This is a genomic window from Pseudomonas baetica (assembly GCF_019733355.1).
Taxonomy (GTDB): Bacteria; Pseudomonadota; Gammaproteobacteria; order Pseudomonadales; family Pseudomonadaceae; genus Aquipseudomonas; species Aquipseudomonas baetica_A.
Map to the genome: position 1 here is coordinate 94804 of NZ_JAIHLQ010000016.1, position 12781 is coordinate 107584.

Consider the following 12781-nt stretch of genomic DNA (forward strand, 5'->3'; position numbering starts at 1 on the left):
TATTAGCTGGTAACGGAAGACGATCTGGCGGCTGTTGCCGAGGTGGCGAGCGGTGCCGGCATGAAGAACATCGCCAGCGCTACCACCAGATAAATCAGCCAGGCACCAAGGGTGCTGATGGTTGGTGTGTCCTGATAACCGAACATGCCGGCCAGCACTGAACCCAGCGGCCCGTCCACCGGCAGCGTCGCGCTGAAGTCAAAAAGTACGGTTTGCAGGTGATTCCACAGCCCGGCTTCATGCAGCGCCTGCACCGAGTTGGCGAGAATCCCCGCAGCGACGACGAGAATGAACAGCCCGGTCCACTTGAAAAACACAGAAAGGTTGAGGCGCATGCTGCCGCTGTAGATCAGGAACCCGACAACGATGGCCAGAATCAGGCCGAGCAGGGCGCCAATCGGCGCGCCGGAACCTTCGCTTTGTTGGAACACCGCGAGCAGGAAGAACACCGTTTCCAGACCTTCGCGGGCCACGGCGAAAAACACCATGGCGATCAGCGCGATGACCTGGTGTCTGGAAGAGGCCAGGGCTTCGTCCAGCGAGGCGTGCAGCGAATGTTTGATCGAGCGCGCAACCTTGCGCATCCAGAACACCATGGCGCTTAGAATCCCCACGGCCACGAGGCCGACCACGCCTTCGAACAATTCCTGCAGCTTTTGCGGGAACTCGGCACTGACCAGTTCCAGCCCGCCACCCACCAGCAGGGCTAGCGCGGCGGCGAGAAATACACCGATCCACACGGCGGGCATCCATTGGCCACGGCCGGTCTGTTGCAGGTAGCTGGCGATGATGCCAACGATCAGCGCGGCTTCAATGCCTTCGCGCAGCATGATCAGGAAGGGAACGAGCATTCGGCACCGAGTTGTAAGAGAAGATTTCAATTTGTAACATAATGACACTCATTCGCAAATGAAACCTATTGGCAAAAACCTGAACGTTAGCTGAACAACCCTGATTTTTGTGCTGCGCAGATATCTGGGAGCAGGCTGCTCCCAACCACGGTTGATTCGTGTTGAATTCAAGTCCTGCGTTAAGATGCCGCACAGTCAAAAACAACGAGGTCTGCCTCGCTCCATGTCGGAAAAAGACACCATCGCCGTTCAATTGGTGCGTGAAGCACTGCTGCAGAGCTGTGCCCCGGGCGTGGCCACGGAAGACGTCTTGAACAAGGTCGGCATTGCTCCAGCCTTGCTGCACGCAGGCGATGGCCGAGTACCAGCCTCGCAATACGCCAAACTCTGGCGCTTGCTGGCGCGGCGCGGCGATGACGAGTTTTTCGGCATGGACCCGCGCAAGCTCAAGTCAGGCAGCCTTGAGTTCCTCTGTCGTAGCGCGATGGCGCAACCGACACTTGCTGCCGGTTTGAGCAGCGGCCTGGGATTTCTGTCGCTGATGCTTGAACGTCTGCCCGCGCAACTGGTGCATCAGCAGAGCCTCGCGGAAATCGTTTTGCTTGAAGACGAACCTGAACCCGCCCGCGCCTTTACCTATTTCACCTACTGGATGATCGTCCACGGTGTTGCCTGCTGGCTGGCCGGTCGACGTATCCCGATCATGGCCATCGAACTGCGCTGCCTGGAACCGGACTTCACCGATGATTATCGGGTGATGTTTTCGGAAAACCTGCGGTTCGACCGACCTCGCACACGGATGATTTTCTCTGCCGACTGCCTTGATCTGCCGATCAAACGCAGTGCTGAGGAATTGAAACGTTTCTTGGCCCACGCGCCGGCCAACATCCTGGTGAAGTACCGCGACCCACAAAGCTTTGCCAGTCGGATCAAACAGGATTTGCGTCAGTTGCCCGCCGAGAGTTGGCCTGAAACCGAAGCGCTGGCGCAGCAATTGTGCATGTCGGCTTCAACTTTGCGCCGACGCCTGGCGGAGGAAGGGCAGACGTATCAGGGGCTCAAGGACAGTGTGCGCAAGGAGTTGGCAATTATGTGGCTGGCGGAGCCTTCGATCAGTTTTGTCGAGATCGCAGCGCGGCTAGGGTTTGCCGATGCCAGTTCGTTCTACAAAGCGTTTCGCAAGTGGTCGGGGTCCAATCCGGGGCACTATCGCACGTTGATCCTGAATGAGGCGGTCTGATCCAGATCATCCGTCGCCCGGCCCGGCGCCTTCGGGAGCAAGCCCCCTCCCACAGTTCAGATCAGTTCCCTCAGCTTGAAATGCATTCCCCTGTGGGAGGCGGCTCCCGAAGAGGCCGGAACGGGCAGCACACTTACCAGCGCTTGGCCAAACCAGTCAGCCACTTTGATGGCTTTGACCATTGCCCCAAGCCCACCACAGCGCGACTATCCCTGTGTTGTTTACGGTTCCCAGCCTAATAAAAACACAGAGGGATTCTGGCAATGCGCGATTACTTGTCTGCCACCGAACAGTTCAACTATCAGCACACCGTCGATGCCGCGCTCAGCGGAACGCTTGAGGCGCTCAACGCCTGCGTCGAATGTTGCGACCGTCATGCATTGCCGGGGCGCATCGCGCTGTTCTGGGAAGGCCGCGACGGCGCGAGCGCGACCTACACCTTCAGCGACTTGCAGGACAAAGCCGCGCGTTTCGCCAATTTTCTTCTCGCCCAAGGCGTGCGCAAGGGCGACAAGGTTGCCGGCCTGCTGCCACGCAACATCGAATTGCTCATCACCGTGTTTGCCACCTGGCGTATCGGCGCGGTGTATCAACCGCTGTTTACCGCGTTCGGCCCCAAGGCCCTCGAACATCGGCTGAACAGCTCCGGCGCCAAAGTCGTGGTCACCGACGCCGTGAACCGACCGAAACTCACGGAAGTTGCAGACTGCCCGACGCTGGTCACCGTCAGTGGCGCCAAAGGCCAAGGCATCGTCCGGGGCGATTTCAGTTTCTGGGCCGAACTGGCTCATTATTCCAATGCCTGCGAACCGGTGCTGCTGACTGGCGAAGACCCGTTCCTGTTGATGTTCACCTCGGGTACCACCGGCCCGTCGAAAGCGCTGTCGGTGCCGCTCAAAGCCATCGTCGCGTTCCAGAGCTACACTCGCGATGCCGTGGATCTTCGCCCGGAAGATGCGTTCTGGAATGTTGCCGATCCGGGCTGGGCCTACGGCATCTATTACGGCGTCACAGGCCCTATGTCGATGGGCCACCCGATCACCTTCTACGACGGCCCGTTTACCCTAGAAAGTACCTGCAGGGTGATCAACAAGTACGGCATCACCAACCTCACCGGTTCGCCAACGGCGTATCGCTTGCTGATTGCCGGCGGTGACGAGTTCGCCAAGTCGATCAAGGGCAAACTGCGCATCGTCAGCAGCGCGGGCGAGCCGCTGAACCCGGAAGTGATCCGCTGGTTCGCCGACAACCTCGACGTGGTCATACACGACCATTACGGCCAGACCGAACTGGGCATGGTCCTGTGCAATCACCACGGCCTCGAACACCCGGTTCATGTTGGCGCTGCCGGGTTTACCTCGCCGGGTCATCGCATCGTCGTGCTTGATGAGCAGTGCAACGAACTCGGTGTCGGCCAGCCTGGCATCCTCGCCGTCGACCGGCCCAAGTCGCCGATGTGCTGGTTTGCCGGTTACGAAGGTGTGCCCACCAAAGCCTTTGTCGGTGATTACTACCTGAGCGGCGACACCGTGGAATGGAACCCGGACGGCAGCATCAGTTTCGTCGGTCGCAGCGACGACGTGATCACTACCTCTGGCTATCGCGTCGGCCCGTTCGACGTCGAAAGTGCGTTGATCGAACACCCGTCCGTGGTCGAAGCGGCGGTGGTCGGCAAGCCCGACCCGGAGCGCACTGAACTGGTCAAAGCGTTCGTCGTGCTCAGCGCGCAATACCGCGCCGCGCCGGAGTTGGCCGAAGAGCTGCGCCAACATGTACGCAAGCGTCTGGCCGCGCATTCCTACCCGCGTGAAATCGAATTTGTCAGTGAGTTGCCCAAAACCCCGAGCGGCAAATTACAGCGCTTTATCTTGCGCAACCAGGAAATCGCCAAGGCTCAAGAGGCCGCGGCGAAGAACGTTTCAGCTTGAATCCAAGGAAACAGTCATGCAGATCGAGAACAAGGTTTTTATCGTCACCGGCGGCGCGTCGGGCCTGGGTGCGGCCACCGCTGAACTGCTGGTGAATGCAGGCGCCAAAGTGATGCTGGTGGACATGAATGCCGAAGCGGTTGCCGCGCAAGCCGAACGTCTCGGTGCGCACAGCGTGGTGGCCGACATCAGCAACGAAGATGCTGCCGAAGCCGCCGTTCAGGCGACCGTCAAAGCCTTCGGCAGCCTGAACGGTCTGGTCAACTGCGCCGGTATCGTGCGTGGCGAAAAGATCCTCGGCAAGAACGGCCCGCATGCGCTGGCCAGTTTTGCCCAGGTGATCAACGTCAACCTGATCGGCAGCTTCAATATGCTGCGTCTGGCCGCTGCGGCGATTGCCGAAAGCAAAGCCAATGCTGACGGCGAACGTGGCGTAATCATCAACACCGCTTCGGTGGCGGCATTCGATGGCCAGATCGGTCAGGCCGCCTATTCGGCGTCCAAAGGCGCCATCGCCAGCCTGACCTTGCCGGCCGCCCGTGAACTGGCCCGCTTCGGCATTCGTGTGATGACCATCGCACCGGGCATTTTCGAAACCCCGATGATGGCCGGCATGACCCCGGAAGTCCGCGACTCCTTGGCTGCTGGCGTGCCGTTCCCACCGCGCTTGGGCAAGCCTGCCGAGTACGCCGCACTGGTTCGGCATATCATCGAAAACAGCATGCTCAACGGTGAGGTGATCCGTCTCGACGGTGCCTTGCGCATGGCCGCCAAGTAAGGAGGATTTGTCATGACCATTTCCAACGATCCGATTGTCATCGTCAGCGCTGTCCGCACCCCCATGGGCGGCTTTCAAGGCGAACTGAAAAGCCTCACCGCGCCACAACTCGGCGCTGCCGCGATCAAGGCTGCGGTTGAGCGTGCAGGTCTTGCCAGCGACTCGGTCGACGAAGTGCTGTTCGGTTGCGTATTGCCCGCTGGCCTCGGTCAGGCGCCTGCGCGTCAGGCCGCACTCGGCGCCGGGCTGGATAAATCGACCCGTTGCACCACGGTCAACAAAATGTGTGGCTCAGGCATGGAAACCACCATGCTCGCCCACGACATGTTGGTCGCTGGCAGCGCCGATGCGGTCATTGCCGGCGGCATGGAAAGCATGTCCAACTCGCCTTATCTGCTGGATCGTGCCCGCGCCGGTTACCGCATGGGCCATGGCCGCGTGCTTGATTCGATGTTCCTCGACGGGCTCGAAGATGCCTACGACAAAGGCCGGCTGATGGGCACCTTCGCCGAAGATTGCGCCGAAAGCCATCACTTTAGCCGTGAAGCCCAGGACGCGTTCGCTATCGCTTCGACCACCCGCGCCCAGCAAGCGATCAAGGACGGCAGCTTCAAGGCTGAAATCGTTCCGCTGACCGTGACCGTCGGCAAAGAGCAGGTGCTGATCAGCCATGACGAGCAGCCGCCGAAAGCCAAACTCGACAAGATCGCCTCACTGAAGCCGGCGTTCCGCGAAGGCGGCACGGTGACGGCGGCGAACTCCAGTTCGATCTCTGATGGCGCCGCTGCACTGGTGCTGATGCGTCAGTCGCAGGCGCAGAAACTCGGTTTGAAACCGCTTGCCGTCATTCATGGGCACGCAGCGTTCGCCGACACCCCGGGCCTGTTCCCGGTGGCGCCGATTGGTGCGATCAAGAAATTGATCAAGAAAACCGGTTGGTCGTTGGGCGACGTTGATCTGTTCGAGGTCAACGAAGCGTTTGCTGTGGTCGGCATGGCGGCGATGACTCAATTGGAAATTCCTCACGACAAACTCAACGTGCACGGCGGCGCCTGTGCCTTGGGCCATCCGATCGGTGCATCCGGCGCGCGGATTCTGGTGACCTTGCTGTCGGCATTGCGCCAGAGAAACCTCAAGCGCGGTATCGCGGCAATTTGCATCGGCGGCGGGGAAGCGACGGCCGTGGCCGTGGAATGCGTCTACTAAGGCCAACCATTCCCAACGGAGGGAGGGGCTTGCTCCCGAAGTGGCCGTGTCAGTCAGATCACTTTTGAATGACACACCGCTTTCGGGAGCAAGCCCACTCCCACAGGGTTCTGTGTAGTCACCCCCGGATTTAAGGATTCACCATGATTGCCAACGAAGACCAAACCCAGATCCGCGACATGGCCCGGCAGTTTGCCGAGGAGCGGCTGAAACCGTTCGCCGCCGAGTGGGATCGCGAACACCGGTTTCCCAAGGAAGCCATCGGCGAAATGGCCGAACTGGGCTTCTTCGGCATGCTCGTGCCGGAGCAGTGGGGCGGTTGCGACACCGGTTACCTGGCCTATGCCATGGCCCTGGAAGAAATCGCGGCCGGTGACGGCGCCTGCTCGACCATCATGAGCGTGCACAACTCGGTGGGGTGCGTGCCCATTCTCAAGTTTGGCAACGACGATCAGCGCGAGCGCTTCCTCAAACCGCTGGCCAGCGGCGCGATGCTCGGCGCGTTCGCGCTGACCGAGCCGCAAGCCGGTTCCGATGCGAGCAGCCTGAAAACCCGTGCACGCCTGGAAGGTGATCACTACGTGCTCAATGGCTGCAAACAGTTCATCACGTCCGGGCAAAACGCCGGGATCGTCATTGTGTTTGCGGTGACCGATCCGAGTGCCGGAAAACGCGGAATCACCGCGCTTATCGTGCCGACCGATTCGCCGGGCTACAAAGTGGCCCGCGTTGAAGACAAGCTCGGCCAGCATGCTTCGGACACCTGCCAGATTCTCTTCGAAGACGTCAAAGTCCCAGTCGCGAACCGTTTGGGCGAGGAGGGCGAGGGCTACAAGATCGCCTTGGCCAACCTTGAGGGCGGGCGCGTCGGCATTGCTTCGCAATCGGTGGGCATGGCCCGCGCCGCGTTCGAAGCCGCGCGCGATTACGCCCGCGAGCGCGACACCTTCGGCAAGCCGATCATCGAGCATCAGGCCGTGGCGTTCCGTCTCGCGGACATGGCCACCCAGATCGCCGTTGCCCGGCAAATGGTGCATTACGCCGCCGCGCTGCGTGACAGTGGTCAACCGGCCTTGGTCGAGGCGTCGATGGCCAAGTTGTTCGCCTCGGAAATGGCCGAGAAGGTCTGCTCGATGGCATTGCAAACCCTGGGCGGTTACGGTTACCTCAACGACTTCCCGCTGGAGCGCATTTACCGCGACGTGCGTGTCTGCCAGATCTACGAAGGCACCAGTGATATTCAGCGCATGGTCATTTCGCGCAATCTTTGAGAAGGAATTTTTATTCATGACTTACGAAACGATTCTGCTGGAAATCCACGGCCGCGTCGGCCTGATCACCCTGAACCGCCCGCAGGCGCTGAACGCGCTGAACGCGCAACTGGTCAGCGAAGTGAACCATGCGCTCGATGGGCTGGAAGCTGACGCGAACATTGGTTGCATCGTCCTCACCGGTTCGAAGAAAGCCTTCGCGGCCGGTGCCGACATCAAGGAAATGGCCGAGCTGACCTATCCGCAGATCTACATGGACGATCTGTTCAGCGACAGCGACCGTGTAGCCAATCGGCGCAAGCCGATCATCGCAGCGGTCAACGGCTTCGCCCTCGGCGGGGGCTGTGAACTGGCGTTGATGTGCGACTTTATTCTGGCCGGCGACAACGCCAAATTCGGTCAGCCGGAAATCAATCTCGGCGTCCTGCCGGGCATGGGCGGCACCCAGCGCCTGACCCGTGCCGTGGGCAAAGCCAAGGCCATGGAAATGTGCCTGAGCGGGCGTTTGATTGATGCAGTGGAGGCCGAGCGCTGTGGCATCGTCGCGCGGATCGTGCCGAGTGATGAACTGCTGGATGAAGCGCTGAAGGTGGCGGCCGTGATCGCCAGCAAGTCGCTGCCGATTGCGATGATGATCAAGGAAAGCGTCAACCGAGCGTTCGAGGTCAACCTGACGGAAGGTGTGCGTTTTGAGCGCCGGGTGTTCCATGCGGCGTTTGCCACGCAGGATCAGAAGGAAGGAATGGCGGCGTTTGTGGCCAAGCGGCCGCCGGAGTTTACCGGTAAGTGATGCGTCGCCCCGGCTGACGCCTTCGCGAGCAGGCTCGCTCCCACATTGGTTCTGCGTTGTACGCAAATCTCCTGTGGGAGCGAGCCTGCTCGCGAAGCTTTTGAGGCCAGATCAAAAGATCGTAGCCTCGTTCCACTCGACAGCTCCTTCAGGATTAGAGCTGGTAGTTTTTCAGTTCGCGGGCAATCACCATCCGCTGAATCTCGCTCGACCCTTCATAAATCTGGGTAATCCGCGCATCGCGGTAATACTTCTCGACCGGATAGTCCTCCAGATACCCATACCCGCCATGAATCTGAATCGCTGACGAACAGACCTTCTCGGCCATTTCCGAAGCAAACAATTTGGCCTGCGAAGCCTCTGACAGGCAAGGTTTGCCCGCCGTGCGCAGCCGCGCCGCGTGCAGGATCATCAATCGCGCCGCATTCAATTGCATGTGCATGTCGGCCAGCAGGTTGGCGATGCTTTGGTGCTCGTTGATCGGTTTACCGAACTGCACCCGATCACGCGAGTAAGCCAGCGCCGCTTCAAACGCTGCTCGGGCGATGCCGAGCGCCTGCGCGGCGATGCCGATGCGTCCGCCTTCAAGGTTGGACAGGGCAATCGCCAGACCCTTGCCGCGTTCCCCGAGCAGGTTGGCCTCTGGAATGCTGCAGTTGCTCAGCGTCACCGCGCAAGTGTCGGAGGCGCGGATGCCCATTTTGTGTTCGGTGCGATCCACGATGAACCCCGGTGTTTCAGTCGGCACCAGAAACGCCGAGATCCCTTTCTTGCCAAGATCCGGATCGGTCACCGCAAACACGATGGCCAGTTTCGCCCGTTTGCCGTTGCTGACGAATTGCTTGGCGCCGTTGATCACCCACTGGCCATCACGCAGTTCGGCGCGAGTGCGCAGGTTGTGCGCTTCGGAGCCGGCCTGGGGTTCGGTCAGGCAGAAGCAGCCGATGACCTGACCACTGGCCAAATCCGCTAACCAGGTCTGCTTCTGAGCTTCGCTGCCGTAGTTGAGCACCGGGCCGCAACCGACGGAGTTGTGAATGCTCATGAATGCGCCCGTCGCACCGTCGCCTGCGGAGATTTCTTCGACCGCCAACGCATACGCCACATAGTCGACGTAAGTGCCGCCCCATTCTTCAGGGAAGACCATGCCCAGCAGACCCAGTTCGCCCATTTTCGCCACCAAAGCGTCGTCGATCCAGCCAGCCTTTTCCCAGGCTTGTGCGTGGGGCGCGATTTCGCCGCGGGCAAAGTCCCGGGCCATGTCGCGGATCATTACTTGTTCTTCAGTCAGTTCGAGATCGTGCATGGCTCAGCTCCCGCTCTCATCAAAACCGTGGAAGAAACTCGCGACATGCGCAGCGTCCAGCGCGGCGAGGGTCGGGGGGTTCCAGCGAGGTGTCTTGTCTTTGTCGATCAGCAGGGCGCGCACGCCTTCGATCAAATCGCCGCGCGCGAACCACTGGCGATCCAAATGCAGTTCGAGGGCAAAGCAATGTTCCAGGCTCAGATGCCGGCCGCGACGAAGCATTTCCAGGGTGACCGCCATGGCTAATGGCGAACGGGTTTCCAGCAGATCAGCCGTAGTGGTCGCCCATTCGTGGCTGTCGGCCACGGTCACAGCGCGCAGTTGCTCGACCATGCTCGGCACATCCGGCAGGGCGAAAAAATGGTCGATGACCGGTCGCAGCTTTTGCAATGACGCATCGGGCAGGGTTTGTACGCCCATTCTGGCGAGCTGGTTCTGCAGATCCTTCAGCGGCGTGTCACTCCATTGCAGATGATCGAGTTGCTCATCGAGGGTCGCCAGTTTGTCGCTGTCGACGTACCAGTCGGCCAGCCCGCAATACAGCGCATCAGCGGCGCGAATCTGCACGCCGCTGACGCCCAGATAAATCCCCAGCTCACCGGGAATGCGCGACAGGAAATAGCTACCGCCTACATCCGGGAAATAACCGATGGCCACTTCCGGCATCGCCAGACGGCTCTTCTCAGTGACAACCCGCAGATCGGCGCCTTGCACCAGCCCCATGCCGCCGCCAAGGACAAAACCGTCCATCAGCGCGAGCACTGGTTTGCGGTAATGGTGGATCGTCAGGTCGAGGGCATATTCCTCGACGAAGAAATCTTCGTGCAGCCTATCGCCGCTTTTGAAGCTGTCGTACAGCGAACGAATGTCGCCACCGGCGCAGAAGGCTTTTTCACCGGCACCGCGTAGTACCACGGCGTGGACATTGGCGTCCGTGGCCCAGGCGTCGAGTTGCTGTTGCAGCAGACGAACCATGTCGAGGGTGATGGCATTGAGGCCGGCGGGGCGGTTGAGGGTCAGGTGACCGATGTGGTTGCGAACCTCGGCCAGCACTTCGTTTTGCGTGGCATCCATGGACAAAGTCCTCGGGGATGAAGCCTGAGCAGTCATCACTAACTCCCTGCTTTTATTGTCTTTATTCGAGAAGCTCGCGCGCGAGCGTTGGTCGATCGTAACAGTGCAAATTTGCCGTGTACAACGGGGATATGTGCAGGGGCTGTCTGCGTTTTTGCCTTGGGTACAAGATTGCCGTTGTGGCGAGGGAAGTGCCTCCTTCGCCACATTGATGCAGGCGGCTGTCAGCTGAAAACTTCACCAATACTGCGCCGTTTGGCATGCAGTTCACTGGCATGGATCAGCCGTTCAAGATCCTCAGGCGTGACGTCGATGAACGCGTCCATGTCGGCCAGTGCCCGTTTCAGGTCTTGGGCGGTGATCGCCTGGCTGTCGACCGGGGCGACCGCTGGCGCAAGTTCGGCGGGGCGTTTTGGATAGCGAATGCGTGTGAGGTTGTTGTAGGCCAGCGCACTGAGCAGCATGCTCGCCGCGCCGAGCATCGCGGGCGCCATGGCTTTCCAGTCCATGGCGATGGTGGCGGGATCGGCCAGCACCAAGGTGAGTGCCAACGCACCGGCCGGTGGGTGCAGGCACCGCAGCCAGCACATCAGGATCAACGCCATGCCCGCCGCCAGGCATGCGCTACCAAGGGTTCGTCCGAGTACGTGGGCAACCAATATCGCCACCCCACCTGCGCACAGATAACCGCCGATGATCGACCACGGCTGGGCGAGCGCCCCGGACGATACGGCAAACAGCAACACCGCCGACGCACCCAACGGCCCGATCAGGTGATAAGCCACGTCATGGCCAAACACCTGCGCACACAGCCACACGCTGAACAACGTGCCCAACGCCATGCCGATAGCGGCGCGGCTCCATTCGGTGGGGCGGGTGTTGATGGCGGCGGGCAACCAGCGAGCGAGCATGTGAAACCGATCCTGTAAAAAATCCGGGCAAAAAAAAGGACTTGTCCGGCAATCCGGAAAGCCCTCGAAGTTGTTCCAACATTGGGGGAGGAACGCGCACAGTGTGCCGATCAATCTCTATGCTGACAAATTCATATTAATGCAGTTTTAGTGCATTAATTTTGCACTGAAGCGACACGACGACCACTGATGTAACAGAGGTAACCGCCTAATGCGGCCAGAGTGCTCAAGGCATAAAACATGCTCGGCGCGGGTGTGTGCATTAGCAGAAACCCGCACATTACGGGGCTCGCACCGCCGCCCAGTGCCGCCAGGTTCTGTGCCCCGTAGTAACTGCCGCGCAGTTCTTCAGGGGCCAGGGTGTCGACGAAGAGGAAATCCGCCGGGTAAATGATCATCTCGCCGAGGGTGAAGATGAACATCGCCACGCACCAGCCGACGAGGCTGTCAGCCAGACTGAAGCCGATCAGGCCAACGATGAACAATGCAGTGCCCCCCGCAATCCAGAAGCGCAGGTGCTCGCGGGTGAGCAGGCGCCCGATCTGGTATTGCAGCAAAATCACCGTGATTGCGTTGCAGGCGAGCAGGGCGGCCATGGTGTCCAGGGTCTGTTGCTGCGTTTGGGTGACCAGCAGATATTGAGACAGGTATAAGGTGAAGCGTCCGTGTACCAGCGTGCTGAGCAGACAACCGAGGGTGAACAGGATCATCGTGCGGTCGTTCTTCAGGATGATCAGCGTATTCACAAAGCTTTGTGGCTGGCCGACCGTTGATATCGGTTTTGCCTCCCGTGAGGCACCGAGCAGCAAAAAAATGCTGCCAATGGCGATCATGCCAGCAACGATGAAGGGGGCCGACGGCTGGATACCGGCAATCACCACACCCATCATTGGGCCGACGGCATAACCGATATTGGTCAGCGTGTAGGTCAGTGAAAACGCCTTGACCCGCTGACCCACCGGCAAGTTTTCGCTGAGGATCGCCTTGGAGCAAATCAGGAACAGCGCCGAGGCGGTTTCACTGATGATCAGCACCAACGTGACCAGATACAGGTTCTGCGCAAAGGTCAGCAGGATAAGGCCGATACCGCTGGACAGCATGGTCAGGATCAGCAATTGGCGCTTGTCCAGCCGGTCGATGATGTAGCCGCCATACAGCGACAACAGCGTGGCACTGAACACCGCGATGCCTAGCAGCAAACCAACATCCTGCGGGTTGAGGCCCAGTTTGTTGCTTAGGAACAGGGTCAGTAGCGGGCTGATCAGGGCGCGGCTGATGACGACGGTCAGCGAGCTGATCATCAACCGGCGGATGAGGCGTGAGTAGGTGGCCATGAAGAGGTCAATGTCCTTATTTCAGCGCTCGGCTGGCGCGCGGCCATCCTCGCCGCGCACAGGCCACCGGTCAAGCTGAACCCTCCCGATGG

11 protein-coding genes are annotated in these 12781 nt (G+C 60.1%); 6 read left to right on the forward strand and 5 right to left on the reverse strand.

Translation table 11 applies throughout. The features are described 5' to 3' along the window. Positions 1–2: 2 nt before the first annotated feature. Positions 3–851 carry an iron uptake transporter permease EfeU gene (gene efeU, locus K5E40_RS16190; RefSeq protein ID WP_221731686.1) on the reverse strand — a complete coding sequence of 283 codons (849 nt, stop codon included), beginning with the start codon at positions 849–851 and terminating at the stop codon, positions 3–5. 223 nt (positions 852–1074) lie between these two features. Between efeU and K5E40_RS16195 the strand changes: the two genes are divergently transcribed. The 6 genes from K5E40_RS16195 to K5E40_RS16220 all read left to right on the forward strand — a co-directional run bounded on the left by K5E40_RS16195 (position 1075) and on the right by K5E40_RS16220 (position 8064). Beyond that, positions 1075–2091, forward strand: coding sequence for an AraC family transcriptional regulator (locus tag K5E40_RS16195; protein ID WP_221731687.1), 1017 nt, complete (start codon positions 1075–1077; stop codon positions 2089–2091). A gap of 263 nt (positions 2092–2354) precedes the next feature. Continuing rightward, complete coding sequence (locus K5E40_RS16200) at positions 2355–4019, forward strand: AMP-binding protein (RefSeq protein ID WP_221731688.1); 1665 nt, start codon at positions 2355–2357, stop codon at positions 4017–4019. Between the two features lie 16 nt (positions 4020–4035). After that, the gene (locus K5E40_RS16205) at positions 4036–4797 is read left to right on the forward strand and encodes an SDR family NAD(P)-dependent oxidoreductase (protein ID WP_221731689.1); all 762 of its coding nucleotides are present in this window, start codon (positions 4036–4038) and stop codon (positions 4795–4797) included. A 12-nt stretch (positions 4798–4809) separates the two neighbouring features. After that, entirely contained in the window at positions 4810–6003 is a 1194-nt protein-coding gene (locus tag K5E40_RS16210) for an acetyl-CoA C-acyltransferase (RefSeq protein ID WP_221731690.1), read from the forward strand. A gap of 143 nt (positions 6004–6146) precedes the next feature. After that, a complete protein-coding gene (locus K5E40_RS16215; RefSeq protein WP_221731691.1) occupies positions 6147–7274 on the forward strand; it encodes an acyl-CoA dehydrogenase in 1128 nt (375 codons plus the stop codon). Between the two features lie 16 nt (positions 7275–7290). Further along, positions 7291–8064: an enoyl-CoA hydratase gene (locus tag K5E40_RS16220; protein WP_221731692.1), complete on the forward strand. Its 774-nt coding sequence runs from the start codon at positions 7291–7293 to the stop codon at positions 8062–8064. A gap of 154 nt (positions 8065–8218) precedes the next feature. Here K5E40_RS16220 and K5E40_RS16225 read toward each other — a convergent pair whose 3' ends face one another. The 4 genes from K5E40_RS16225 to K5E40_RS16240 all read right to left on the reverse strand — a co-directional run bounded on the left by K5E40_RS16225 (position 8219) and on the right by K5E40_RS16240 (position 12689). Beyond that, positions 8219–9370, reverse strand: coding sequence for an acyl-CoA dehydrogenase family protein (locus K5E40_RS16225; protein ID WP_221731693.1), 1152 nt, complete (start codon positions 9368–9370; stop codon positions 8219–8221). 3 nt (positions 9371–9373) lie between these two features. Further along, positions 9374–10480, reverse strand: coding sequence for an enoyl-CoA hydratase/isomerase family protein (locus K5E40_RS16230; protein WP_221731694.1), 1107 nt, complete (start codon positions 10478–10480; stop codon positions 9374–9376). A 188-nt stretch (positions 10481–10668) separates the two neighbouring features. Further along, positions 10669–11355 (reverse strand): HPP family protein, encoded by a 687-nt coding sequence (locus K5E40_RS16235; RefSeq protein WP_221731695.1) that lies wholly within the window; start codon positions 11353–11355, stop codon positions 10669–10671. A gap of 155 nt (positions 11356–11510) precedes the next feature. After that, entirely contained in the window at positions 11511–12689 is a 1179-nt protein-coding gene (locus tag K5E40_RS16240; protein ID WP_221731696.1) for an MFS transporter, read from the reverse strand. Between the last annotated feature and the right edge of the window lie 92 nt (positions 12690–12781).

Excerpts from the sequence above, each read along its gene's own strand:
- efeU (WP_221731686.1), bottom strand. The coding sequence starts at position 851 with ATGCTCGTTCCCTTCCTGATCATGCTGCGCGAAGGCATTGAAGCCGCG.
- K5E40_RS16195 (WP_221731687.1), top strand. The coding sequence starts at position 1,075 with ATGTCGGAAAAAGACACCATCGCCGTTCAATTGGTGCGTGAAGCACTG.
- K5E40_RS16200 (WP_221731688.1), top strand. The coding sequence starts at position 2,355 with ATGCGCGATTACTTGTCTGCCACCGAACAGTTCAACTATCAGCACACC.
- K5E40_RS16205 (WP_221731689.1), top strand. The coding sequence starts at position 4,036 with ATGCAGATCGAGAACAAGGTTTTTATCGTCACCGGCGGCGCGTCGGGC.
- K5E40_RS16210 (WP_221731690.1), top strand. The coding sequence starts at position 4,810 with ATGACCATTTCCAACGATCCGATTGTCATCGTCAGCGCTGTCCGCACC.
- K5E40_RS16215 (WP_221731691.1), top strand. The coding sequence starts at position 6,147 with ATGATTGCCAACGAAGACCAAACCCAGATCCGCGACATGGCCCGGCAG.
- K5E40_RS16220 (WP_221731692.1), top strand. The coding sequence starts at position 7,291 with ATGACTTACGAAACGATTCTGCTGGAAATCCACGGCCGCGTCGGCCTG.
- K5E40_RS16225 (WP_221731693.1), bottom strand. The coding sequence starts at position 9,370 with ATGCACGATCTCGAACTGACTGAAGAACAAGTAATGATCCGCGACATG.
- K5E40_RS16230 (WP_221731694.1), bottom strand. The coding sequence starts at position 10,480 with ATGACTGCTCAGGCTTCATCCCCGAGGACTTTGTCCATGGATGCCACG.
- K5E40_RS16235 (WP_221731695.1), bottom strand. The coding sequence starts at position 11,355 with ATGCTCGCTCGCTGGTTGCCCGCCGCCATCAACACCCGCCCCACCGAA.
- K5E40_RS16240 (WP_221731696.1), bottom strand. The coding sequence starts at position 12,689 with ATGGCCACCTACTCACGCCTCATCCGCCGGTTGATGATCAGCTCGCTG.